Here is a 24,746-nt window from a genome sequence, read left to right on the forward strand (position 1 = left end):
TATTATACTCCTTTCCCGGTGATCACGGTGCGTATCGTGTAGATGATAATCTTGAGATCGACCAGCAGGGACATATTTTCCAAATAAAGAATATCATATTTCAGCCGGGCAATCATCTCGTCGATGTTGCGGGCATAACCATATTTCACCATACCCCACGATGTGATACCCGGGCGTATCTGGTGCAGCAGCACATAATAGGGCACCCGTTCCACGATCTGGCGGATAAAGTATTCGCGTTCGGGCCGCGGCCCCACGAGCGACATGTCGCCCTTGAGCACATTCCAGAACTGAGGCAGCTCGTCCAGCCGGTATTTGCGCAACACCCGGCCGATGTGGGTAACGCGCTGGTCGTTCTCCTCCGAGAGCAGCGGAGTCCCCGACTCGGCATCCGACTTCATCGTCCTGAACTTGTAAATCTTGAACGGGCGATGCCGATACCCGATGCGCTCCTGCTGGTAGAATACCGGCCCGCTCGAGTCGCGTTTGATAAGAATCGCCAGCACGACAAACAGTGGCGAGAGCACAATCAGGGCAATCGACGAAATCAGAACGTCGAATACCCGTTTCATGTTTTTACCCCCTTCAGAGATGGCGCAGTTGCTCATATCGACGAGAGGGGCCCCGTAGATATTGGTCAGCTTCACCCGCGACGAGATGATACTGAACTCGTCGGTCCCCAACTTGATGGGCAGGTTGAGCGGATACAGCGTGTTGATGAGGCGGTGCAATTCCACCAGATTATCCTCTTCGGGAGCCACGATCAGTTCCTGGACCTTCATCTCCCGGCACAGGCGGGGCAACTCCTCCAGGGGGTATGTGCGGTCGGCCACCTCACACGCCGGTGTCTCGTGGTTCACCCTGATAAACCCCACAATGTGGTATCCCAGAGCCTGGCGGGGCTCCTCGAGTTCGTGCATCTGCTTCACCGCTTTGGCACCACACCCGATGATAAAGGTGTTGAATTGCCATTTGCCCCGGTGGATAAGAGTGGTGGCGTTGGCTGTGATGGTAGCCCTCACGCTATACACACATACGAACTGCAACCCATAGAGCAACAGCAGCAGCTCATAGTTGTCGATTCTGATGCGCAGCACATCGTTGATGAGTGCAATAAAAAAGATGAGCAGCGTATTCACCAGCACCGACCCCATGGTTTGTACCAGCTCCTGGATGCGCGACTTGAAAAACGGCTGGTTGTAGTAGCCCGACAGATAGAAAACTCCCATCATCAGCAGCGGGAAGATAATCTGCCCTTCGATTACTCGCGACGAGAGCAGATACACCTTCAGCGACCCGCCGGCCTGGATGCCGGGGAAATGAAACCGCACGATATTGAACAAGAACCAAGCCACATTCGAGGCCAGGTAATCGCCCAACACATATCGCCTTGTCTGTCGCTTCTTGTTAATCACTCACGTATAATCTTGATGGAACCGTCGGCCTCGATTTTGATGATGCTCGAGGGTACCGACTCTTTTGCTTCGTCGCGGCGAGCCTCCACAATATAATCGACCGCGTTTTTAATCTCGTCCGAAATCTCCGAAAAGTTATGCGGCGAAGGCTGCCCGCTGATATTGGCCGATGTCGATACAATCGCTTTTTTGAACCGGCGGCACAACTCTTGCGAAAAGGTCTCGTGAGTGATGCGTATGGCAATACTCCCGTCCTCGGCCAGCAGATTGTGGGCCAGGTTGCGGGCTCCCGGATAGATAATCGTGAGCGGTTTCACCGCCACGTCGAGCAGTTGCCACGCCGTCTCGGGCACCTCGCTCACATAGTATTCCACCTTCGGCTCGCTGTCGGTAAGCACGATAAGCGCCTTGCTGTCGGCCCGCTGCTTGATTTCATACACCCGTTTCACCGCCTCGGCATTAGTCGCATCGCAGCCGATGCCCCAAATCGTGTCGGTCGGGTACAAAATCACACCGCCGCGTTCCATTACCTCGCAAGCCTGCTTGATATCTTCGCTGATTCCCATTGTAAATCCTCTTAATTAATACGATAATACGTTATATATCATGACGTCGGATAGGCGTTGAGGCCGCTTGCTGCCCCCCTTCGCCTTTTCGCAGTTGTACAAAGATAGTAAAAGGTGAGCGCAGAGAGAAACCGAAAACACAGTTTTCGAAGTTTATCTATGCCGAACCGCTATCTATCTTCTACAAAGATAGCAAAAGGAGAGCGCAGAGAGAAACCGGAAACGCAGTTTTCAAGTTTGACAAGGCCAAGCCGATATCTATCTTCGTGGCGTAAAGATAGCAAAAGGTGAGAGCAGAAAAACAAGTTTACTCGAATTTTTTTCGAGCCGCCTCCTCTCTTGAGCGTGTCACGCCGCAGGTCGGGGGTGCCCTCCGACTCCAAACCGTAAACGGTGCAACCAATCATCGGCCGGCATGCCACGGCAAGAAAAAACGACATCCCGGCGGTGAGGACGGAATGTCGTTCAGACTATGGAGGAGAGTCCGATTCCCGGCTTCGGGGATGCGGCACTCTTGTTCGGGATTAAAGAACAACCTTGCGGGTGGCGGTCGGAGTCTTGAGGATGTAGATGCCTCGCGACGGCAATTCGATCTCGGTGGCATTGCCCGTGTAAATCAAAACGCCCTGCATGTTATAGACGTTAAGGTCGGCACCGCTCGGATTGTAAAGCAAGCCGTTGGCAGCGTAGCAGCCTGAGTTATCCTTTTGGGGCGAGATAATGCCAGACGGGTCGTTGTCATACAATCGGAATTCGCTCCAGTAGGCATCGGCCTTATAGGCTTCGAGGCTGCCTTCAGGAACATAAACGGGAATAGAGCGATCTACCTCGTAGAAAGTTTTCGCCTCTATGGTCGGAGGAATGGCAGCGTTCACGATGATGCGTTTCAAATTGGAGCAGGCAGCGAAGCCGTTGTCGCCGATAGTCTGAAGAGACGACGGCAAGACAAGCTCTTCCAGATGCGAGCAACCGTAGAATGCGGCCCAACCTACTTTGGTAACGCTGGAAGGAATGGAGACAGAGGTAATTCCGGAACAATTATAAAAAACCATCTCGTTAATGCCTGTTACTGTGTAGGTATATTCTCCATAGGAGACAAGTCTGTGACAAGTATGGGAGTGGGGGAATATTCATGGATAAAATAGCGTTTATGATTGATAAATTCCGTAACTTTGTCGAGGCCTCCTCGATGAGGAAGATGCCGTTCGACCCTGTGTGACGATATCCGGTTGCCGGGGGGAGGGCGGTTTGAGCGCATGAATTTACAGATTTTTGTGCCGGTAAAAGGGGTACTGAAAAACAAGAAACGATGAAAACGAAAAAACAAGTGGTGGCAGCCGCCCTGTGTGTGGTTGCCTTGTCGGGCGGAAGTGTATTTGCCCAAAGTATGGCCGAGGATATGGCTCGATTCCGTCAGCAACAGTTGGCCGATATGAGAAAGTTTGCCAAAAACCGTTTGACCGATATGGTCAGCTATCGTGACTCGGTCAATGCCCAGTATGTCGATTTCCTGAAAAAGAGATGGGAGAACTTCAAGCTGCTCAAGCAGGGACGCAGTTTTACCCCCATGCCCGAGCCGCCGGTGTATGACCCGCGCGACAGTGTGCCGGCCGACGATGTATCGATACCGGTTGTCGAGTTGCAACCTCTGCCGCAGAGCAAGCCCGAGCCTGTAATCGTCGAACCCGATCTCCCCAAACCCAATATCGAGCCGGTACCCGTGGAGGTGAAAAAAAGAATGTCGGCCGACTTCTTCGGTACACGGGTGCAGGTAGCTGTGGCCGGTGGTCGTTGCAGCCGGATGACCGGTGTGTCTGAAGCCGAGGTGGCAGCCTATTGGAAAGCCCTGTCGGCCATGCCCGTCTCGACCTGGATAGCCGATGCCCAGCGCCTCGCCCAGGAGTTGCGCCTCGACGACTGGGGAACCTTCCAGCTGATGGGTACGCTCTTCAACGCCTATCTGCCGGGAGGAACCGAAAACGAGCTCGTCGTTTTCCGCACCTTCATGCTCAACCAGTTGGGCTACAAGGCCAAGATAGGCCGCTCGCAATCCGAACTGTTTGTGCTGCTGGCCACCACATCGCCTTTGCAGAACACATCCTATTTCACAATCACCGAGCGGGGTGGCCACACGCAATACTTTGTAATCAATCCGCACCATCGCAACCTCACCCAGGTGCAGACTTGTGCCGGCGAATATGGCGACGGAGGTCGGGCCATGAACCTTGCGGTGGTTTCGCTCCCCGAGCTGGCCAACGATATCGAGTCCACAGAGCTGACCTTCGAGAATCGCACCTATACCATCGACTGCAACCGCAACCGGGTGCGCTATTGTGAGACCTATCCCTATGTCGATTTCTCGGTCTATGCCAACGCTCCCATCGACAAGCCCACCTTCGACTGCCTGCGGGAGGAGCTCTTGCCGCAGATTACCGGGAAGTCGCAGAAAGAGGCCGCCAATTTCCTGTTGCACTGGGTGCAGAGTTCGTTTCGCTACAAGACCGATCCCGACCAGTATGGATATGAGAAATGGAACTTTGTCGAGGAGACCATCGTCTCGGACTACTGCGATTGCGACGACCGGGCCGTATTGTATGCTCAGCTGGTAAAAAATCTGCTGGGGATGAAAGTGGTGCTCATCTATTACCCGGGAGTGCATTTGGCTACGGCTGTACATTTTGATAATGACCAGGTTAAGGGCACCCATGTGAACGTGGGCAACGAGAAGTATTTCGTGTGCGACCCCACCTATGTAGGGGCCGATGTGGGCATGGCCATGCCCGACTTGCGCAATACGAAAGTCGAGATTATCACGCTGCAGGATGTCCGGTAATATACTGGTAAGAGCGAAAATATTTGCGCCGACGGGAAGCCTGGCCTGGCAGCTCGCCGGCGCAAACCGTATTACCGGGGTAATCGAATGAGCCTTCGGGAGTTGGACGATGGCAACGATATTTTGTACGCTCCCCGAAAAGTCGTATCTTCGCAGAGAAAACAGAGCGGAATAAAATGGCAGCAACAAAAGCAGATTTACCGGTAGCGATTCGCCCGTATCGACTGGGGCTCACGCTGAGTGGCGGAGGCGCCAAAGGGTTTGCCCACGTGGGCGTGTTGAAGGCGTTGGAAGAGTTGGGTATCCGACCCGATATCATCTCGGGCACCAGTGCCGGAGCCGTGATAGCCGTGCTTTATGCCGACGGCTATTCGCCCGACGAGATTCTCGACCTCTTCTCGGGCCTGTCGTTCAACGATCTGGCCGAGATTACACTGCCCCGGGCCGGCTTCTTCAAGATAGACCGTTTCAAACACTTTCTGCTGAAGTCGCTGCGGGCCCAAAACATCGAAGACCTTTCCATACCGGTAGTGGTCACGGCTACCGATCTCGACCACGGCACCTGTGTGGTGTGGCGTTCGGGAGCCATTGCCGAGCGGGTCACCGCCTCGTGCAGTATTCCCATCATATTCCCGCCGGTACTCATCGACGGCACCCACTATGTCGATGGCGGCGTGCTGCGCAATCTGCCCGTATTCCCCATACGCAACGAGTGCGACACGGTAATCGGCATCAATGTGAGTCCGCTGGTCAACAAGCGCTACAAGCAGTCGATTGTCGATATTGCCGCCCGCTCCTACAGCTTCATGTCCAAGAGCAACGTGACCGAGGATATGAAGATGTGCGACCTCTTCATTGCCATGAAAGAGGCGGCGCGCTATGCCGTCTTCGACATACACGCCCTGCGCGACATTGCCAACGTGGGGTACCAGCAGACCCTCAAACTCTTCACCGGCAAGCGGGCCTCTCGCATAAACGAATTGAACAAATAGACGAATTTCACACGATATGACCAACGAAAAAATAATCATCTACCAAGTCCTTCCCCGTCTCTTCTCAAACACTTGCGACAACTGTGTGCCCAACGGTACCTGCGAGCGCAACGGCTCGGGGAAACTGAACGACTTCACCCCCAAGGTTTTGCAGGAAATCAAGAAACTCGGGGCCAACTACATCTGGTACACCGGTGTTATCGAGCATGCGACCAAGACCGATTACTCCCGCTATGGCATCCGGCCCGATAACCGCTATGTGGTCAAAGGCGAGGCCGGGTCGCCCTATGCCATTAAGGACTATTACGACATCGACCCCGACCTGGCCGAGAATCCCCTCGAGCGCATGCAGGAGTTCGAGGCCCTTGTGGCCCGCACCCATGCGGCCGGCCTGAAGGTGGTGCTCGACTTTGTCCCCAACCATGTGGCCCGTCAGTACCACTCCGATGCCGCCCCTCAGGGAGTCGAGGATTTGGGAGCCCACGACAATAAAGAGATGCACTTCTCGCCCTCCAACAACTTCTACTACATACCCCGGCAGGCCTTTACCCCGCAGTTCTATATCGGCGAGGGCAACGACCGTTACTTCGAGTATCCGGCCAAGGCAACCGGCAACGACTGCTTCGGGGCCTTCCCCAGTGAGAACGACTGGTACGAGACGGTGAAACTCAACTATGGCGTCGATTACATGGGCGGCCATCGCCACTGTTTCGACCCCATCCCCGACACCTGGCACAAGATGCTCGATATCCTCCTCTTCTGGTGTGGCAAGGGCATCGACGCCTTCCGTTGCGACATGGCCCACATGGTGCCCGTCGAGTTTTGGGGATGGGCCATCGCTCGGGTCAAGGAGAGTTACCCCGAGGTGCTGTTTATTGCCGAGATTTATGACCAGGCCCTGTATAGGCTCTACATCGAGAAAGGCAAGTTCGACTACCTCTACGACAAGGTAGGACTCTATGACAAACTGCGGGGTGTGCTGTGCCATCAGGTATCGGCCGCACAGCTCACCTATTGCTGGCAGGCTGTCGATGGGATAGGGGGGCACATGCTCAACTTCCTCGAGAATCACGACGAACAGCGTTTCGCTTCGCCCTTTTTCGCCGGCGATGCCGCCAAGGCCATCCCGGCCCTGGTTGTAGCCACGATGATGAATACCGGCCCCATGATGATCTACTTCGGGCAAGAGTTGGGCGAGCGGGGCGATGATGCCGAGGGCTTCAGTGGGCACGACGGCCGCACCACCATCTTCGACTACTGGAGTGTACCCACCGTGCGGCAGTGGTACGACGGAGGCCGATGCTCGGTAGCCCGCCTCACCACCCCGCAGAAACGGTTGCGCAACCTCTACAAGACGATACTCAACATAGGGCGTCGCGAAAAAGCCATCGGTCAGGGCAGCTTTTTCGACCTCATGTATGTCAACGGCGAGAATCCCCGGTTCAATCCCCACCGTCACTACGCCTTCCTGCGCAAGTATGGCCACGAGCTGCTGCTTGTCGCCGTCAACTTCGATTCCTGTCCCGCCGAGGTCGCCATCAATCTGCCCGACCACGCCTTCGAAACGATGAAAATCGAAGCCGGACAATATGAGGCAACCGAGCTTATCGGTGGCGAGAAAGCCTCCAAAACCGTTGCCCCCGATGCCCCCTTTGTCTGCACCCTTCCCGCCAGTGGTGCCGTGGTGTGGAAAGTGGAATTAAAAAATTTTTCCCAACGAAACATAGAAAAAATGAAAAAGGACAAGAAAATTTCGAAATAGAAATTGTACCTTTGTCCCACAAATAATAACCTCTGTTTTTACATACCAAAAATCATGAGTCAAACACCTCCCTTCAAGGTATTTTCGGGAACCAATTCAAGGTATCTCGCTGAGAAAATCTGTAATAGTCTGGGTTGCGAATTAGGCCAAATGAACATTCAGCACTTTGCCGATGGTGAATTTGCCGTCTCTTTCGAGGAGTCGATTCGTGGCTGCCAGGTATATCTGGTACAATCGACATTCCCCAATTCCGACAACCTCATGGAATTGTTGTTAATGATCGACGCCGCTAAGCGCGCCTCGGCAAAATCTATCGTAGCTGTCGTTCCCTACTTCGGTTGGGCTCGTCAGGACCGCAAGGACAAACCCCGTGTTTCCATCGCCGCCAAGCTCTTGGCCGACATTCTGAGTGTAGCCGGTATCAACCGCCTCATCACGATGGATCTGCACGCCGACCAGATTCAAGGTTTCTTTGATGTTCCCGTGGATCACCTGTATGCTTCGTCGGTATTCATTCCCTATATCCAATCGTTGAATCTCAAGGATATGGTAGTAGCTACCCCCGACGTAGGAGGTTCCAAACGCGCCAGCACCTATGCCAAGTATCTGGGTGTGCCCCTGGTACTCTGTCACAAGCAACGCGCAAAAGCCAATGTAGTCGAGAGCATGACCGTGATTGGCGATGTAGAGGGCAAGAACGTAATTCTCGTGGACGATATGGTCGATACCGCCGGTACCATTACCAAGGCTGCCGACCTGATGATAAGCAAAGGAGCCCTCTCGGTACGTGCCATTGCCTCGCACGCCGTGATGAGCGACCCTGCCACCGAGCGTGTACAGAACTCGTCGATGACCGAGATGATCTTCACCGACAGTATTCCCTACACCAAGAAGTGCGACAAGGTACACATCATCAGCATTGCCGACCTCTTTGCCGATACCATCCGTCGGGTTTACGAAAACAAATCCATCAGTTCGCAATACCTGCTGTAATCCAGCAACCGTCATAAACGACAAAGGCCGGTACCGTCAGGTGCCGGCCTTCGTCCGTTTTATCCCCAGCTGATTGATGCCGGGTGACACGCGATGAATCGGGGGAGGGCAGGGGAGTAGCTTCCGGTTTCTGTGCCGATCTCCCTCTCCCCGTTTCCCTGTATCTCATATAGGAATGGTATGGCCATAAAAAAAGCGAGGCGCATCGCTGTTGCGATACGCCTCGAAAGGGAGAGATGATACTATGTAGGGTTATCAAATAGATTCTATATATGACTATTTACAAAAACATTATCACTATTTTTGTATTCAAAACTTGACTAATTTTTAATATCATGAAAAGAAAAAACATTATTATTCTTCTTTGTTGTCTGTGGATTATTTCTATAATAGTAATTTTTTTTGGTGTATATAAATATATTGACCAAAAGAAAATTAGATTACGATATGAATTAAGGACAAATATACAATCCTTGTTTCAAGGACAATCAAGTGGAGATGCTTTTGTCGACAATGAGGATGGTCTTTTTTATGCAAAATATTGTGATTATCCTGTACGTCATTATAAAAAAGTGACCAAACCTTTACGGCCAAAGAAAAATAAGACGTCAATAGCTATTGACCCCGAAATTGAGGAGCGGATAATCGATGAATGGAATCAAGATTATGGTGATATTGCTTTATTATATGAATTAAATTGGGGAGATGATTATCCTAATCAAAATGATGAGGGATGGAATATTATACGCGTGTATTGTGGTGGCCTCAATGAGGAATTTATTCGTACCAATACGATTTTTCCGTATAAAGTTGGATTAAAAAATACAGAATGGGGTAATTTCTATACTGTTGAACAGGCTGTTAGTGAAGCTTATGACTTTTATACAACTAATCCTAAATCTAGTTATACAAATAAATTTAGACAAGGAAACGTTAACGAACTGTGGAATAAAATCTATCAATTTAGTAATGAAAATGAATTCTTTTCCATTGAAGAAAGCATGAGGAATGGGTGGACAGCAGGAAAACCTATATATATACCTAAGAACAAAAGCTACGATGAGGCTCAGCGTGTTATGCCATATGAAAACGGATGGATGCACAATGGCTATTATCGTGTTTATATTGCAGCTACACAGGAACGGGTATTTGGCATAAAAGAGCAAGAATGGGCTGTTTCTGCTAATCGCAATCAGCTTTTACTTTGGTGGTGTGTTGGAGTGTCTCTTTTATTTTTACTATTAATTGCTCCGTTTACAATACGGCAAATAAAATCACACAAAAAGAAATCAGAAACAATTTATCAACGCCTTGTTAGACTGTGTAATCCAAAAGAGTTTATCGATAATTATGATAAAAATAAAGTAGAAAGAGCAAATTTGATATACAAGAGATTATTAGATACCAGTCCTGATGATAAAGATGCGCTGATGAGCATTTTATCATTGGCTTCATCGGAACTTGGTATCAATTTCATTGATAAAGATGAAATAAAAGAGTTAAAAGAAAAGGTTAATCCCAAGAGATTCTTAAATCCATATAATGCAGAAAAGGTTTCTTTAGCTAATAAACTATACGCAATTCTCAATAAGGATGATATCAGTTATAGTGAAGTGATAGAAGTGAAAGAAAAATTAAAAAACTTATAGATATGGGAAAATTATACCATTCATATAAGTTAGCTTCGTCAAACTGTTGTATTTGTTTAGTAATAAAAAGGTTTTCTCTAAAATCGTTTCAAATATGTATAATATAAGAATCGTAAGAAGGAGTCTGAGAGAGTAATTTCTTTATTCACTCCATCCGTTCTCGTATTCGGGCAGACACAAAAAAAAGCGAGGCGCATCGCTTTTGCGATACGCCTCGCTGGGTATAGAGGATTAGAGATTTATTAGCTTATTTCACCTCTTCGAAGTCCACGTCGGTCACATCCTTGTCGTTGTTACCGCCCTGTTGAGCGTTAGCACCCGGTTGAGCCTGTTGAGCACCGGCAGCCTGTTGTTGAGCCTGAGCGTTGTACAGGTCTTGAGCAGCAGCTTGCAGTACACTCTCCAGTTCGCTCGAAGCCGAGTCGATACCGGCAATGTCTTGAGCCTTGTGAGCCTCTTTCAGTTTGTTCAGAGCCGATTCGATGGCACTTCTCTTGTCGGCCGGAATCTTGTCGCCCATCTCTTTGAGCTGTTTCTCGGTTTGGAAGATGAGGGCATCGGCGTGATTCAGTTTGTCGATACGTTCTTTCTCTTTGGCATCGTTTTCGGCGTTGGCAGCAGCCTCGTCCTTCATCCGTTTGATTTCGGCGTCGGTCAAGCCGCTCGAAGCCTCGATACGAATACTTTGCTCTTTGCCCGTGCCTTTATCCTTGGCCGATACATTCAAGATACCGTTGGCATCGATATCGAATGTTACCTCGATTTGAGGCACACCACGCATGGCAGCGGGGATTCCGTCGAGGTGGAACTTACCGATGGTCTTGTTGTCTTTGGCCATAGGACGTTCACCTTGCAGTACGTGGATTTCTACCGAAGGCTGGTTATCGACAGCGGTCGAGAAGATTTCCGATTTGCGGGTAGGAATCGTCGTGTTGGCATCGATCAGTTTGGTCATCACACCACCCAGCGTTTCAATACCCAGCGACAGAGGCGTTACATCGAGCAGCAATACATCTTTCACATCACCGGTCAATACGGCACCCTGTATGGCAGCACCCACGGCAACAACCTCATCGGGGTTAACACCCTTCGAAGGAGTTCTACCGAAGAATTTCTCTACGATAGCCTGGATGGCAGGGATACGGGTCGAACCACCTACGAGAATTACCTCGTCGATATCCGAAGCGCTCAAGCCGGCATCCTGCAAAGCTTTGCGGCAAGGCTCGATAGTAGCCTGGATCAAGCGGTCGCACAATTGCTCGAATTTGGCACGGGTCAACGTCTTAACCAAGTGTTTGGGCACACCGTTCACAGGCATGATGTAAGGCAAGTTGATCTCGGTCGAAGTCGAGCTCGACAATTCGATTTTAGCCTTTTCGGCAGCCTCTTTCAAACGTTGTAGAGCCATAGGATCTTGTCTCAAGTCCACGCCCTCGTCGTTCTTGAACTCGTCGGCCAGCCAGTCGATGATTACATGGTCGAAGTCATCACCGCCCAGGTGAGTATCACCGTTGGTCGATTTAACCTCAAATACACCGTCGCCCAACTCCAGGATAGAGATATCGAACGTACCACCACCCAAGTCGAATACGGCGATCTTCATATCTTTGTTAGCCTTGTCGAGACCGTAGGCCAAAGCGGCAGCCGTAGGTTCGTTGACGATACGGCGAACGTTCAACCCGGCAATCTCACCGGCCTCTTTCGTAGCCTGACGTTGTGAGTCGTTGAAGTAGGCAGGTACCGTGATCACGGCATCGGTTACCTCTTGACCCAGATAGTCTTCGGCCGTCTTTTTCATTTTTTGCAGAATCATGGCCGAGATCTCTTGAGGAGAGTACATACGGCCGTCGATATCGACACGAGGCATGTTGTTGTCGCTGCGTACCACTTTGTAAGGTACACGAGCGATTTCGTTGGTTACCTGGTCGTAAGACTCGCCCATGAAACGTTTGATCGAGAACACTGTTCTCGTAGGATTGGTGATAGCCTGACGTTTGGCGGGCTCGCCCACTTTACGTTCGCCACCATCTACAAAAGCCACAATTGAAGGAGTCGTACGACGACCTTCGCTGTTGGCGATTACTACCGGCTCGGTACCTTCCATTACGGCGACACACGAGTTGGTTGTTCCTAAGTCAATACCAATAATCTTTCCCATAGTTATATACTTTTTATTTGTTATTCAATAGAGTTAATTATCTGCCGCTCTTGCGAGCGACACTCCATAATATTCAAATGCCATGCCAAAAAACGCCTCCTGCGAAAATGTTTTTTTTGTCAGTCTTTTCAAAAACGACATCGGTCGCCTGTGTCAGTATTGCTGTCGATTTGTCATATCGGTTTGGCGGAGCCCTTTGGCTCGGTGTAGAAAACGTCTGTGAGAGGCAAAAGGTTGATTGCCCGGCAGCTTATTTTCCCCGATTTATTTCGTTATTAAACCGAAATAACGTAAATTTGCCCGTCTTATAATGGGTATTGAACCTGAAGTCTAAAAGTATAAGTTAACTAAATACTAATTATTATGAACATTTCCCACATTGAACATTTAGGAATCGCTGTGAAGAGTCTCGACGAGGCTATTCCCTATTACGAAAACATTTTAGGTCTTAAATGTTATTCTATCGAAGAGGTTGCCGATCAGAAAGTTAGAACGGCCTTCTTCAAAGTTGGACAGACAAAACTCGAGCTGCTCGAGCCCACAAGCGAGGACAGCACTATTGCCAAGTTCATAGAGAAACGCGGCGAGGGTATCCACCACCTGGCTTTCGCCATTGAAGATGGTGTGGCCAATGCTCTGGCCGAAGTAGAAGCCAAGGGCGTGCGTCTTATCGACAAGGCTCCCCGCAAAGGTGCCGAAGGTTTGAACATCGCTTTCCTGCACCCCAAATCCACTTGCAGCGTATTAACCGAACTTTGTGAAGACCCTAATAAATAATAAATATGAGCAATCAACTTGAAAAAGTACAGGAGCTGATTGAGCTGCGCGCTCAGGCTCGCCTGGGTGGTGGCCAAAAAGCCATCGATAAACAACACGAGAAAGGTAAATACACAGCTCGTGAGCGCATTGCGCAACTCCTCGACGAAGGCAGCTTCGAAGAGTTGGATATGTTTGTGCGACACAGATGTACCAACTTCGGTCAAGAGAAGAAATCGTTTTTGGGCGACGGCGTCGTAACCGGTTACGGTACGATCGAAGGTCGCCTCGTTTATGTATTCGCTCAGGACTTTACCGTATTTGGCGGCTCTCTGTCCGAGACGATGGCCTTGAAAATCTGCAAGGTCATGGATATGGCCATGAAGATGGGAGCCCCCTGCATCGGTCTGAACGACTCGGGTGGTGCCCGTATCCAGGAAGGTATCAACGCCCTGGCCGGTTATGCCGAGATTTTCCAGCGTAACATCATGGCATCGGGTGTGATTCCCCAAATTTCGGCCATCCTCGGTCCCTGCGCCGGTGGTGCCGTATATTCGCCTGCCTTGACCGACTTCACAATCATGGCCAAAGGCATCTCCTATATGTTCCTCACCGGCCCGAAGGTAGTAAAGACCGTAACCGGCGAAGACGTTACACAAGAGGCCCTCGGTGGTGCCGAAGTTCACTCGGTTAAATCGGGTGTAGCCCACTTTGCTGCCGAGAACGGTGAAGAGGCCCTGGCCATCATCCGCAAGCTCATCAGCTACATTCCCCAAAACAACCTCGAGGAGGCTCCACTCGTTCCCTGCAACGACCCCATCGACCGTCTCGAAGACTCTCTCAACGAGATTATCCCCGATAGCCCCAACCGTCCCTACGACATGTATGAGGTAATCGGTGCCATCATCGACAACGGCGAATTCCTCGAAGTTCAACGCGACTACGCCAAGAACATCATCATCGGCTTCGCCCGCTTCAACGGTCAGTCGGTAGGTATCGTAGCCAACCAGCCCAAATACCTGGCCGGTGTGCTCGACAGCAACGCTTCGCGCAAAGCCGCCCGTTTCGTTCGCTTCTGCGATGCCTTCAACATTCCCATCGTCAGCCTGGTCGATGTACCGGGATTCCTGCCGGGTACGGGACAAGAGTACAACGGTGTCATCCTGCACGGTGCCAAACTGCTCTACGCCTATGGCGAAGCCACGGTGCCCAAGGTTACCATCACGCTGCGTAAGTCCTATGGCGGTTCGCACATTGTGATGAGTTGTAAACAACTGCGTGGCGACATGAACTATGCATGGCCTACCGCCGAAATCGCCGTAATGGGTGGTGCCGGTGCCGTAGAGGTACTCTATGCCAAAGAGGCCAAAGAGGCTCCCGATCCCGCCAAGTTCATGGCCGAGAAAGAAGCCGAATATACCAAACTGTTTGCCAACCCCTACAACGCAGCCAAGTATGGTTATATCGACGATGTTATCGAGCCTCGCAACACGCGCTTCCGCATCATTCGCGCCTTGCAGCAGTTGCAGACCAAGAAGTTAACCAACCCGGCTAAAAAGCACGGTAATATTCCTTTGTAATACATTTAAAGTATAAAACGATGAATAAAAAAATCTTAGGGATATTCCTGTTTGCCTCCCTTATGGTGTCATCGGCATGGGCACAGGGACGAAAAGGTTTGCGTATCAATGAAGTCTTGGTCACCAACGAAACCAACTATCAGGACGACTACGGTTGTCAGTCGGCCTGGATCGAGCTCTTCAATACCACCTTTGGTACCGTCGATGTGCGCAGCTGCTACTTGACCAACGACAGGAACAATCCCAAAAAATATCCCATCCCCAAGGGCGATGTACTCACCGAGATGCCTCCCCGTCAGCACCTGCTCTTCTGGGCTGACGATATGCCCAACCGGGGTACGTTCCATGTGAATTTCAAGCTGGATCCGACAAAAGACAACTGGATTGGCCTTTACGATGCCAACGGGCGCGACCTCATCGACTCGGTTACGGTGCCCGCCGGAATACCCGCCGATCACTCCTATGCTCGCATCGAGGATGGAGTAGGCAAATGGGTAATCAAGGGCGGCGATGAGCAATCGGGCTACGTGACACCGAGCACCAACAACATTACGCTCGACTCCAACGTGAAGATCGAGATGTTTGCCGAGCACGATCCCTTTGGCGTAGGTATGGCCATCATGGCCATGGCCATCGTCTTCTTGGGGCTGTTGCTGCTCTATCTGTTGTTCCGTCTTATCGGCCAGATTTCGGTACTCATCAAGAAGCGCAACGCGATGCGCGTACACGGTATCTCTGACAAGGAAGAGGCCAAGGAGAAAGGCTTCGGCCGTGAATCGGGCGAGGTATATGCCGCAATCGCCATGGCTCTGTATCAGCACTTCGAAGTTCACGATGTAGAAGACACCATCCTCACCATCAACAAGGTGAAGAGAGCCTACTCGCCGTGGAACTCGAAGATCTATTCGCTGCGTGAAATTCCCCATAAAAAGTAATTCCCAAATAACAATTAAAAAAACTTATGAAAGAGTATAAGTATAGAATCAACGGTAACCTCTATAAGGTTTCTGTTGGCGATATAGAGAAAAACATTGCCCATGTCGAGGTGAATGGTACTACCTACAATGTCGAGATGGAAGAGGCTGCCCCCGTTAAGGTATCTACCCCTAAACCCTCGTCGGCTCCGCGTACCGCTACGGGCGAACCCGTTATCTCCAAACCCACCGTTTCTTCGGGTGCCGACGCCGTGAAGTCGCCGCTGCCCGGTGTTGTCAACGACATTCTGGTAAAAGTGGGCGATACGGTGAGCGTTGGTCAGACGGTGCTCATCCTCGAAGCCATGAAGATGGAAAACAACATCAACGCCATCAAGAGTGGTAAAGTGACGGCCGTCAAAGTAAACAAAGGTGATTCGGTACTCGAAGGAACCGAACTTATCATAATTGAATAAGACTATGGGATTTGTAGATTTCTTAGGTGATAATTTAGTCCAGTTTTGGGAATACACTGGCTTTGCCAACTGTACCCTCCCGCACTTGGCTATGATTGTGGTCGGTTTGTTCTTTATCTATTTGGCGATAAAGAAAAACTTCGAACCCATGTTGCTCGTGCCCATCGGTTTCGGTATCCTCATCGGGAATATCCCTTTCAAAATCGATGCAGGCCTCGAAGTTGGTATATATGAAGAGGGCTCGGTGCTCAACATCCTCTATCAAGGTGTAAGTGCCGGCTGGTATCCCCCGTTGGTATTTCTGGGCATTGGTGCCATGACCGACTTCTCGTCGCTCATTGCCAACCCCAAACTGATGCTGGTAGGTGCCGCCGCCCAGTTCGGTATCTTTGGTGCCTATATGGTTGCCTTGGCCCTCGGGTTCACCCCCGACCAAGCCGGTGCCATTGCCATCATCGGTGGTGCCGATGGTCCTACGGCCATCTTCCTCTCGTCAAAACTGGCGCCTAACCTCATGGGAGCAATTGCCGTCTCGGCCTACTCGTATATGGCCCTTGTACCGGTAATTCAACCGCCCATCATGCGGTTGTTCACGACCAAGAAAGAGCGCGTTATCCGCATGAAACCGGCTCGTGCCGTGTCGCAGAACGAGAAGATCATGTTCCCCATCATCGGGTTGCTGCTCACTTGCTTCCTGGTACCGTCGGGTCTGCCCCTGCTGGGTATGCTCTTCTTTGGTAACCTGTTGCGTGAGAGCGGTGTTACTTCGCGTCTGGCCAAGACCGCAAGCGGTCCCTTGTGCGATACCATCACCATTCTGTTGGGTGTAACGGTAGGTGCCTCTACGCAGGCATCCGAGTTCCTCACTCCCAGCACGCTCGGTATCTTTGCCCTCGGTTTCATGGCATTCATCATTGCTTCGGCATCGGGTGTATTGTTCGTGAAAGTCTTCAACCTCGTGTTGCCCAAGAGCAAGAAAATCAACCCGCTCATTGGTAATGCCGGCGTATCGGCCGTACCCATGTCGGCCCGTATCTCCAACAACATTGGTCTCGAATACGATTCGACCAACTACCTGTTGATGCACGCCATGGGTCCCAACGTAGCCGGTGTAATCGGTTCGGCTGTAGCTGCCGGTGTACTGCTCGGCTTCCTCTCGTAATCTCTTTGCAGAGTTATGATAATTCGGGCGGTGCGTTCCTATTGGAGCGCACCGCCCTGTTTTTATAGCTGGGCAGGGATAATACCTATTATGGCTTCCCCCCCCTTCTGTTTTTTGATTTCCCATCGGGTTGCATTACCTTTGTCTTGGAAAGGACAGACCTTTTTCGCCTGGAGAATAGAGAACAAAATGTCGGTCATGTGGAATTTGTGGCACGGCTGCCACAAGATAAGCGAGGGGTGCAGACACTGTTATGTCTATCGGCGCGACAGTCTCTACGACAAAGACAGCCGGGTGGTTACCCGCACGGCCGCCTTCGACCTGCCGTTGCGCCGTCGCCGCAATGGCGAATACCGCATACCGCCGGGAACTCGAGTCTATACCTGCTTTACCTCCGATTTCTTTCTCGCCGAGGCCGACGAGTGGCGAACTGAAGCTTGGGCCATGATACGTCGTCGCTGCGACCTGTCGTTTGTCATACCTACCAAGCGCATCGACCGTTTCGGGGTAGCACTTCCTGCCGACTGGGGCAACGGTTACGCCCACGTAACCATAGCCTGCACCATCGAAAATCAAGAGCAGCTCGAAAAGCGGTTACCCATCTTCAAAGCCTTGCCTATCTGCCAGAAACTTCTTTTGTGTGAACCCTTGTTGGGCTCGCTCGATTTTCACGGACTGCTCACCGGCGATATCGACGAGGTCTCGGTGGGTGGCGAGTCGGGCAGTGATGCCCGGGTGTGCGACTACGACTGGGTGCTCGACATCCGCCGTCAGTGCATAGAGCAAGGGGTCTCCTTCCATTTTCACCAGACGGGTGCCCGGCTGCGCAAAGAGGGGCACATCTATCGCATACGCCGCGACCTTCAGTACTCGCAGGCCCGTCGGGCCGGCATCGACTATGAAGTTTTTCGATAGGAAAACTTTACGATAAAAAAGGTCCGGCCGATTGTATGGAGCGATTGGCCGGACCTTTCTGTTTTTATGTATGTAAGAAGAAGTTTTCGGTTAGGTGGGGAGACAACCTTCGGTTAAGGGGTAGGGCGCCGAGGAGATTGCCTGGTGGAGAAATCTCCCCGGACAAACCGGGTTGAGTATGGTATGGAGGTGGTTTGCCCGGGGAAGATGTTTACATGAAAAACGTGATGAATTACAAGCTATGTCTATTCGGTTACGGTGAATGAGGCCTTCAACCCTTCGGCACTGTTGGGGCCAATCCAGAGGTCAAACTGACCGGCCTCGACCTTTTTCTTCAGATCTCTGCCATAGAATGCCAGTTCCGAGACGGGCAGTTTGAAGGTTACCGTCTGGCTTTCGCCGGCCTTGATAAAGATGCGTTGGAACCCTTTCAACTCTTTGACGGGGCGGTCTATCGAGCCTACCAGGTCGCGCACATAGAGTTGGGCCACTTCGGTACCGTCGGTTGTGCTGTTGTTTTTGATGGTGGCCGTTACCGTTAGGGTATCGGCAGCACTCACTTCGTTGCTCGAGAGGTTGAGATTGCCATATTCAAAGGTACTGTAGGAGAGTCCATAGCCAAAGACATACAGCGGGTCTTTACCCGAGTCGAGGTAGAACGAGGTGTTGCCGAGCGACGTTTGCGGAGCCTCCAGAGGAATATCCTTGAGCGGGGTGATTTGGTCTTGGGCGGGACGTCCCGTATTGTTGTGGCTGTAGTACATCGGAATCTGTCCCACCTCACGCACGAAGGTGACAGGCAGTTTGCCGCTGGGGTTCTCCCGTCCGTAGAGCAGATCCAGGATGGCCAAGCCGCCCATCGTGCCCGGGTGGAAGTTGTAGAGCACGGCGTCGGCATAGGGCAGGTCGCGCTCGATGGTGAGCGGACGTCCGGCGATAACCACCATCACTACCGGTTTGCCGGTACTCTTCACGGCTTTCAACAGTTCCGATTGAGCCCCTATCAGGTTGATGTTCGACAGCGAGTGAGCTTCGCCCGAGAGGATAGCCTCTTCGCCCACGAAGACGATGGCCACGTCGGCCCGGCGTACGGCGCTCTTCACCCGTTCGAAATCGCTTGTGTCGGTATCTCTCGAGTAGTCGAGGCCGGCCTCATAGATATATTTTATTCCCTTGTACTCGTCGCTTTGCAGCGCCTTCAGCGGGGTAACGGTGCGGTTCTTGTCGCCATCGAACGACCAGGTGCCCAGTTGATCGTGGGGAGCATTGGCCATGGGGCCTATGATCGCTACGGTTTGTCCCTCCTTGAGCGGCAGCACGCCGTCGTTTTTCAGCAACACGGCCGACTCGACAGCGGCACGGCGAGCCGTCTTCAGGTGGTCGTCGCAGTAAATCGTGCTCGTCTTGCCCGGTTTGGAGTAGGGGTTCTCAAAGAGTCCCAGGCGGTATTTGATGCGCAGGATGTTGCGCACGGCATTGTCGATTACCTCCATCGGTACCTTCTTCTCGGCAACCAGCTGGGGCAGATGTTCGATATAGGTCTGGCTGACCATCTCCATATCTACCCCGGCGTTAGCCGAGATGCGGGCTACATCCTTGCGGTCGGCGGCAAATCCGTGCGACATCATTTCGCTCATCGAGCACCAGTCCGATACCACGAATCCGTCGAACTTCCACTCGTCGCGCAATATGGTGCGCAGCAAGAAGTCGTTGCCCGAGGCCGGTATGCCGTTGTTGTCGTTGAACGAGGTCATGAGCGTGGCGGCACCGGCCTCGATTGCTTTCTGGAAGGGGGGCAGATATACGTTGCGCAGCAAAATTTCGGGGATATAGGTCGAGTTGTAGTCGCGGCCACCCTCGGCAGCTCCGTAGCCCACGAAGTGTTTCACACAGGCGGCGATAGCGTCGCTGTCCGACAGATGTTCGCCCTGGAAGCCGCGCACCATGGCAGCACCCAGTTCGCCTGCGAGATAGGGATCCTCGCCCAGGCTCTCGGCTATGCGGCCCCAGCGGGCGTCGCGCGAGATGTCGAGCATGGGAGCGAAGGTCCAGGTGATACCCTCTTCACGCGCCTCGGTGGCAGCCATGTGGGTCCCGGCCTCGACCAGTTGAGGGTCGAACGAAGCGGCCATGCCCAGTGGAATGGGCAACACGGTTTTGTAGCCGTGTATGATGTCGCGGCCAATGATGAGGGGGATACCCAGTCGCGACTCCTCGACGGCCGTCTTTTGTATCTCGTCGATGAGCTTGGGGTCTATGTTGAGCATGGAGCCTATCTCTCCAGCCCGAATCTTGGCTTTGATCGAGTCGAGCGGTTGGTCGAAGCTGAGTTGGTTCATTTGGCCAATCTTCTCCTCGAGCGTCATTTGGCTCAACAGGTTGTCGATAAAGCGGTCTTCCTCGGTGGCGCCTGTTTGCTTGCACCCGGCGGTGAGCAGGGCGGCGACACAGATGACAAACAATCCTTTTTTCATTGTATAAGTCGAATTAAGTGGGTTATAAAATTATCTTGCAAGTATGGTTCAAAGTCTCGTTGCGCAGGTTGAGCAGGTAGAGCCCCGGCGACAGGGCGAAGGTTGCGCTCCCGTCGATTTCCTGTGAGAACACCGTTTGTCCACACAGCGAGTAGCAGGTGACCTGGGTGGGAGTGTCGATACCCTCGACGACCACTTCGCCACAAGCCGGGCGGGTATATACGTTCACCCCGTTGGCATCAACCTGGGCGAGACCCGTTGTAGGATTGGCCGAGGTGAGCAGTTGCGGTTTGTGCGGGTCGTCGGCCTCCGACGAGTAGAAGTAGAGCAGTCCCGTGGCATCGGTTTCGCCAATACGCAGTCTGAAGGTGAGCGTGCTTGCTCCAGCCTCGATTTGCTCCTTAGTCCAGTCGGTCACATCCCATTCGATATAGCTACCCAGCTCGTCGGCCCGTACGGGGCTCTCTCCTATAACGGTAAATTGGTCGGGTTTCGTATCCCAAGTCATGGTCGAGTACGACTCGGTATTGCCTGCAATCTCTACCGGATGAGTCTCTTTGCGGGGCCAGCTGGGATAGACACAGTCGTAGTAATAGGCCCGCAGGGCTATACGGGCGGCTTCGGGGTCGATGCCGGTGGTGGCAAACGACAGGTACGATTCACGGGTGTGGGTATCGGTATTTCCCTTCACCTCCAGATGGTCGGCATCGACATAGGCGGTTGTTTTGTTGGCCTGATGCACATAGGTGTCGAAGGTGGGAGTCACCGTGTGGTGTGCCTGGTAGATGTGGGCTTCGCCCGTCACGCTGCCGTTTTCGGTATAGTCGTTGGTAACAGCTACCGGCCGCACCACGGTCTCGTCGCCCGCGGGGTCAACCTCGACGATGAGCGGGTTGGTGGTGATGCTGTCGAGCTGATGTTCCTCGCCGTTGACCGTGTAGGTGAGATTCCAGGGGGGAACGCCCGTGAACCGGCAGGCAAAGTAGCCCTTCTCTTCGGGGGCAATTACCATACTCTTCTCGCTCACTTCGACCGAGGCAGGCACGGGGGTGAAGAGTTTCTCGAGCTCCTTCATGGCAATCGAGGCAATCTTCTGCTGGATATACTGTTCCTTGCCGCGCAACGGGTGCCAGCCGAAGGTGATGTCGTAGATCTTCTCGGTATCGGCGGCATACTTGAGGCTGGGCTGGCGGCCGTCGGCATCGAGCACCTTGCGGGTAAAACCTATGTTTTCGTCCAGTTCGATGAGGGGAAGTTGCCACCGTTCGGCCAGAGTGCGTATGCTTTGGTTGTAGTCGATGCGCGAGTCGTGCCAGTGGGTACACAGGATAATCGTGGCCGGCTTGCCGTTTTCGGTCTGGTAGTAACGCGACTCGGGATTGAACTTGAGGTTGTAGCAGTCGGCCTTGTAGCGCTTGATGACATAGTCGTAGGCCGTGTTGTACATTTGAATTTCGCTGTGAGTATAGTCTTCGTAGTTCTCTTTGATGCCGTTGGTGCTGGCCACATTCTGGTTGTGCACATGCATGATGATGAAGGCATCGATGCGGTCGAGCTCCTCGGTCGTGTAAAACCGGTCGTAGTACATGTCGGAGGCCGTGTTCTTGATGGCGTCGCCCGATACTGCCTTGTTCAGGGGTTCGGCATTGAACGCTTCGCAAACCAGCTCGAACCATCCGTTTTCGGGGACGGCAAACGAAGCCCCCGCCAGCAGGAAGTGGTGGTCGTAGGTAGGCTCCTGGGCCTGCGTTGTGAAGGCTGCAAGCGACAGGATACCGGCCAAGGCTGTTATTTTTATATTTATGCTCATGGGTATGGTTTTAAGGGATTATTTGTTTTTTACTTCGATGGTAGCCGTCGAGTGAATCTGTCGTGACGACGAAGCTACATGCAGCATATATTTGTCGTTCTCGAGTTTCCAATCGGCTATACCCTCGTCATAGAAGGCAAACGAAGCCACCGGGACCTCGATCTCTACCACCTGCTCTTCGCCCGGTTGCAGACAGACTTTCTTGAAGGCTTTAAGCTCTTTGACCGGACGCAGCACGCTGGGTTTCTTCTGGCTCATATAGACTTGTACCGTTTCGGCACCGGCCCGTTTGCCACTGTTCTTGAGGGTAAACGAGAGCTTCACCGTTTCGTCGGGCTGGTAGCTCTTCTTGTCGGTGCTGGCCTTGCCATATTGGAACGTGGTGTAGGAGAGTCCATACCCGAAGGGGAAACGCGATTTGATTTTTTTCGTGTCGTACCAGCGATATCCTACCAGAATATCATCTTTGTAGTATTGCGTGTTGTTCACACCCGGATACGACTCCTCGCCGAAGTAATGGGCGCTGTTGTCTTCCAGTTTTACCGGGATGGAGAAGGGTAGTTTGCCCGAGGGGCTCACCTCGCCGCTGATGACGTTGGCTGTAGCCGTGCCGGCCTGGGAGCCCAGGTACCACGATTGCATGAGACCGTCGATTTGCGAAATCCAGGGCATGCTCACGGCGTTGCCGCTGATGAGGATTATACCCGTGTTGGGATTGGCTTCGATGAGCTTCTCGATAAGCTCGTTCTGCCCGAAGGGAAGGTCCATGTTGCGGCGGTCGTCACCCTCGCAATCTTGTTGGAAATTCTTGTTGAGTCCGCCGAAGAAGAGCACGACATCGGCCTCGCGAGCCACCTTCACGGCCTCCTGTACGAGCGAGTCGGCATCGAGCCCCGAGGGCAGTTCGTTGCTGTAATTGGGTTCACCCGAGGCGTAGCCCAGGGTAAATACGATATGTTCCCGACCGTATTTTTCGATCATCCCCTCGAGGGGCGAAATCTCTCTTTGCGGTTTCAGCTCCGACGAGCCGCCACCCTGGCTCAATTGCTTGACGGCATTCTCGCCAATGACGGCAATCTTCTGGTAGCGTCCCTTCTCGATGGGGAAGAAGTGGTTCTCGTTCTTGAGCAGCACGATACCCTCTTCGGCCACCCGGCGGGCAATATCGGCATGCTCGGGAGTGAGTTTGCAACCATAGGGGCGGTAGCGGTTCATATTGGTGCGGAAACACAGGCGCAGAACCCGGCGCACCTTCTCGTCGAGGAGCGACTCGGGCAGCTCGCCGCTCTCGATTTTCTTCAGGAACGGTTGGGCCAGATAGTAGTTGTCGTAGGCCGAGCTGATGCCCCAGGTCAAACCGTTGGTCCAGGTACCCATCTCCAGGTCGAGACCATAGCGGGCCGCTTCGTCGGTATCGTGAGCCGAGCCCCAGTCGGTAAGCATCACCCCGTCGAAGCCCCAGTCTTTCTTCAAGATTTGGTTCACAAGCCGCTCGTTGTGGCTGCAATACTGGCCATGATATTTATTATATGAGCCCATGATGGCCCACACGCCACCTTCTTGCACACCGGCTTTGAAGGCAGGCAGATAGATTTCAAACAGAGCGCGGTCGCTCACCTCGACGTTGATGCGGTCGCGGTTCTTCTCCTGGTTGTTCAGGGCAAAGTGTTTCATGCAGGCGGCTACCCCGTTTTGCTGCATGCCTTTGATATAGGGTACAACCATTTGCGACGAGAGGTAGGGATCCTCGCCCATGTATTCGAAGTTGCGCCCGCTCAACGGCGTGCGGTAAATATTGACACCGGGGCCCAGGATAATATCCTTTTTACGATAGCGGGCCTCTTGACCTATGGCATTGCCATATTCAAAGGCCAGTTTGGGATTGAACGTGGCGGCCAGGCAGGTGAGAGCCGGGTAGGCGGTACACGAGTCGTTGGTCCAGTCGGCATGGTTCCAGTCGTCCCAGACAAACTCCATGCGCACCCCGTGCGGGCCGTCGCTGAGCCACAGCTCGGGAATACCCAGCCGGGGACATCCCGGCGTACTGAATTTGGATTGAGCGTGTATCAACGCGATTTTCTCTTTTAGGGTCATGCGCGACAAGGCATCCTCGATGCGGGTCTCGATGGGCTGGTTGTCGTCCAGGTAGGGCGGAACCGTCTCTTGAGCCATCAGTTGGGTCGCCAGGGTCAGCAGGATGACCGGCAAACTGCATATTCTGAATAGTGAGTGCTTCATAATCGTTTTAGTGAAAAATAGAAGTGTGACAAACAAGTCACTATGACGGGCAC

At 52.4% G+C, this 24,746-nt stretch carries 18 protein-coding genes; 11 read left to right on the forward strand and 7 right to left on the reverse strand.

The features are described 5' to 3' along the window. Window positions 1-2: 2 nt before the first annotated feature. The 3 genes from B5G10_RS03570 to B5G10_RS03580 form a co-directional block, all read right to left on the reverse strand. Window positions 3-1,415 carry a sugar transferase gene (locus B5G10_RS03570; protein WP_087423383.1) on the reverse strand — a complete coding sequence of 471 codons (1,413 nt, stop codon included), beginning with the start codon at window positions 1,413-1,415 and terminating at the stop codon, window positions 3-5. Next, window positions 1,412-1,975: an L-threonylcarbamoyladenylate synthase gene (locus tag B5G10_RS03575; protein ID WP_162612476.1), complete on the reverse strand. Its 564-nt coding sequence runs from the start codon at window positions 1,973-1,975 to the stop codon at window positions 1,412-1,414. Before B5G10_RS03575 ends, B5G10_RS03570 begins: the two co-directional genes overlap by 4 nt. 530 nt (window positions 1,976-2,505) lie before the next feature. Then, window positions 2,506-3,111 (reverse strand): leucine-rich repeat domain-containing protein, encoded by a 606-nt coding sequence (locus B5G10_RS03580; protein WP_343285883.1) that lies wholly within the window; start codon window positions 3,109-3,111, stop codon window positions 2,506-2,508. 179 nt (window positions 3,112-3,290) lie between these two features. Here B5G10_RS03580 and B5G10_RS03585 point away from each other — a divergent pair, with 179 nt between their 5' ends. The 5 genes from B5G10_RS03585 (at window position 3,291) to B5G10_RS03605 (ending at window position 10,210) form a co-directional block, all read left to right on the forward strand. After that, the gene (locus B5G10_RS03585) at window positions 3,291-4,814 is read left to right on the forward strand and encodes a hypothetical protein (protein ID WP_087423386.1); all 1,524 of its coding nucleotides are present in this window, start codon (window positions 3,291-3,293) and stop codon (window positions 4,812-4,814) included. Between the two features lie 176 nt (window positions 4,815-4,990). Beyond that, complete coding sequence (locus B5G10_RS03590; RefSeq protein WP_087423387.1) at window positions 4,991-5,806, forward strand: patatin-like phospholipase family protein; 816 nt, start codon at window positions 4,991-4,993, stop codon at window positions 5,804-5,806. 16 nt (window positions 5,807-5,822) lie between these two features. Then, complete coding sequence (locus tag B5G10_RS03595; protein ID WP_087423388.1) at window positions 5,823-7,568, forward strand: alpha-amylase family glycosyl hydrolase; 1,746 nt, start codon at window positions 5,823-5,825, stop codon at window positions 7,566-7,568. Window positions 7,569-7,622: 54 nt separating this feature from the next. Then, window positions 7,623-8,561, forward strand: coding sequence for a ribose-phosphate pyrophosphokinase (locus B5G10_RS03600; RefSeq protein WP_087423389.1), 939 nt, complete (start codon window positions 7,623-7,625; stop codon window positions 8,559-8,561). Window positions 8,562-8,896: 335 nt separating this feature from the next. After that, a complete protein-coding gene (locus tag B5G10_RS03605; RefSeq protein WP_087423390.1) occupies window positions 8,897-10,210 on the forward strand; it encodes a hypothetical protein in 1,314 nt (437 codons plus the stop codon). Window positions 10,211-10,457: 247 nt separating this feature from the next. On the opposite strand, the gene dnaK is transcribed toward B5G10_RS03605, so the two are convergent. Next, entirely contained in the window at window positions 10,458-12,368 is a 1,911-nt protein-coding gene (dnaK, locus tag B5G10_RS03610; protein WP_087423391.1) for a molecular chaperone DnaK, read from the reverse strand. A gap of 363 nt (window positions 12,369-12,731) precedes the next feature. Here dnaK and mce point away from each other — a divergent pair, with 363 nt between their 5' ends. The 6 genes from mce (at window position 12,732) to B5G10_RS03640 (ending at window position 18,171) form a co-directional block, all read left to right on the forward strand. Beyond that, window positions 12,732-13,145: a methylmalonyl-CoA epimerase gene (gene mce / locus B5G10_RS03615; RefSeq protein WP_087423392.1), complete on the forward strand. Its 414-nt coding sequence runs from the start codon at window positions 12,732-12,734 to the stop codon at window positions 13,143-13,145. 5 nt (window positions 13,146-13,150) lie between these two features. Next, window positions 13,151-14,704 (forward strand): acyl-CoA carboxylase subunit beta, encoded by a 1,554-nt coding sequence (locus tag B5G10_RS03620; protein ID WP_025278056.1) that lies wholly within the window; start codon window positions 13,151-13,153, stop codon window positions 14,702-14,704. A gap of 20 nt (window positions 14,705-14,724) precedes the next feature. After that, on the forward strand, window positions 14,725-15,639 hold the full coding sequence (locus tag B5G10_RS03625) for an OadG family transporter subunit (RefSeq protein ID WP_087423393.1): 915 nt from the start codon (window positions 14,725-14,727) through the stop codon (window positions 15,637-15,639). 26 nt (window positions 15,640-15,665) lie between these two features. Continuing rightward, window positions 15,666-16,094 (forward strand): biotin/lipoyl-containing protein, encoded by a 429-nt coding sequence (locus B5G10_RS03630; protein ID WP_087423394.1) that lies wholly within the window; start codon window positions 15,666-15,668, stop codon window positions 16,092-16,094. Window positions 16,095-16,098: 4 nt separating this feature from the next. Further along, window positions 16,099-17,256 (forward strand): sodium ion-translocating decarboxylase subunit beta, encoded by a 1,158-nt coding sequence (locus tag B5G10_RS03635; RefSeq protein WP_087423395.1) that lies wholly within the window; start codon window positions 16,099-16,101, stop codon window positions 17,254-17,256. Between the two features lie 189 nt (window positions 17,257-17,445). After that, on the forward strand, window positions 17,446-18,171 hold the full coding sequence (locus B5G10_RS03640; protein WP_087423396.1) for a DUF5131 family protein: 726 nt from the start codon (window positions 17,446-17,448) through the stop codon (window positions 18,169-18,171). 245 nt (window positions 18,172-18,416) lie between these two features. Here B5G10_RS03640 and bglX read toward each other — a convergent pair whose 3' ends face one another. From bglX to B5G10_RS03655, 3 genes are read right to left on the reverse strand one after another with little or no spacing between them, the layout of a single operon-like run. Further along, on the reverse strand, window positions 18,417-20,645 hold the full coding sequence (bglX, locus tag B5G10_RS03645) for a beta-glucosidase BglX (RefSeq protein ID WP_087423397.1): 2,229 nt from the start codon (window positions 20,643-20,645) through the stop codon (window positions 18,417-18,419). Window positions 20,646-20,667: 22 nt separating this feature from the next. Next, window positions 20,668-22,455 (reverse strand): DUF5040 domain-containing protein, encoded by a 1,788-nt coding sequence (locus B5G10_RS03650; protein WP_087423398.1) that lies wholly within the window; start codon window positions 22,453-22,455, stop codon window positions 20,668-20,670. A gap of 18 nt (window positions 22,456-22,473) precedes the next feature. Continuing rightward, complete coding sequence (locus B5G10_RS03655) at window positions 22,474-24,693, reverse strand: glycoside hydrolase family 3 C-terminal domain-containing protein (RefSeq protein WP_087423399.1); 2,220 nt, start codon at window positions 24,691-24,693, stop codon at window positions 22,474-22,476. Window positions 24,694-24,746 lie beyond the last annotated feature (53 nt).

The sequence above is a fragment of the Barnesiella sp. An55 genome (genome assembly GCF_002161555.1).
Taxonomy (GTDB): Bacteria; Bacteroidota; Bacteroidia; order Bacteroidales; family Barnesiellaceae; genus Barnesiella; species Barnesiella merdipullorum.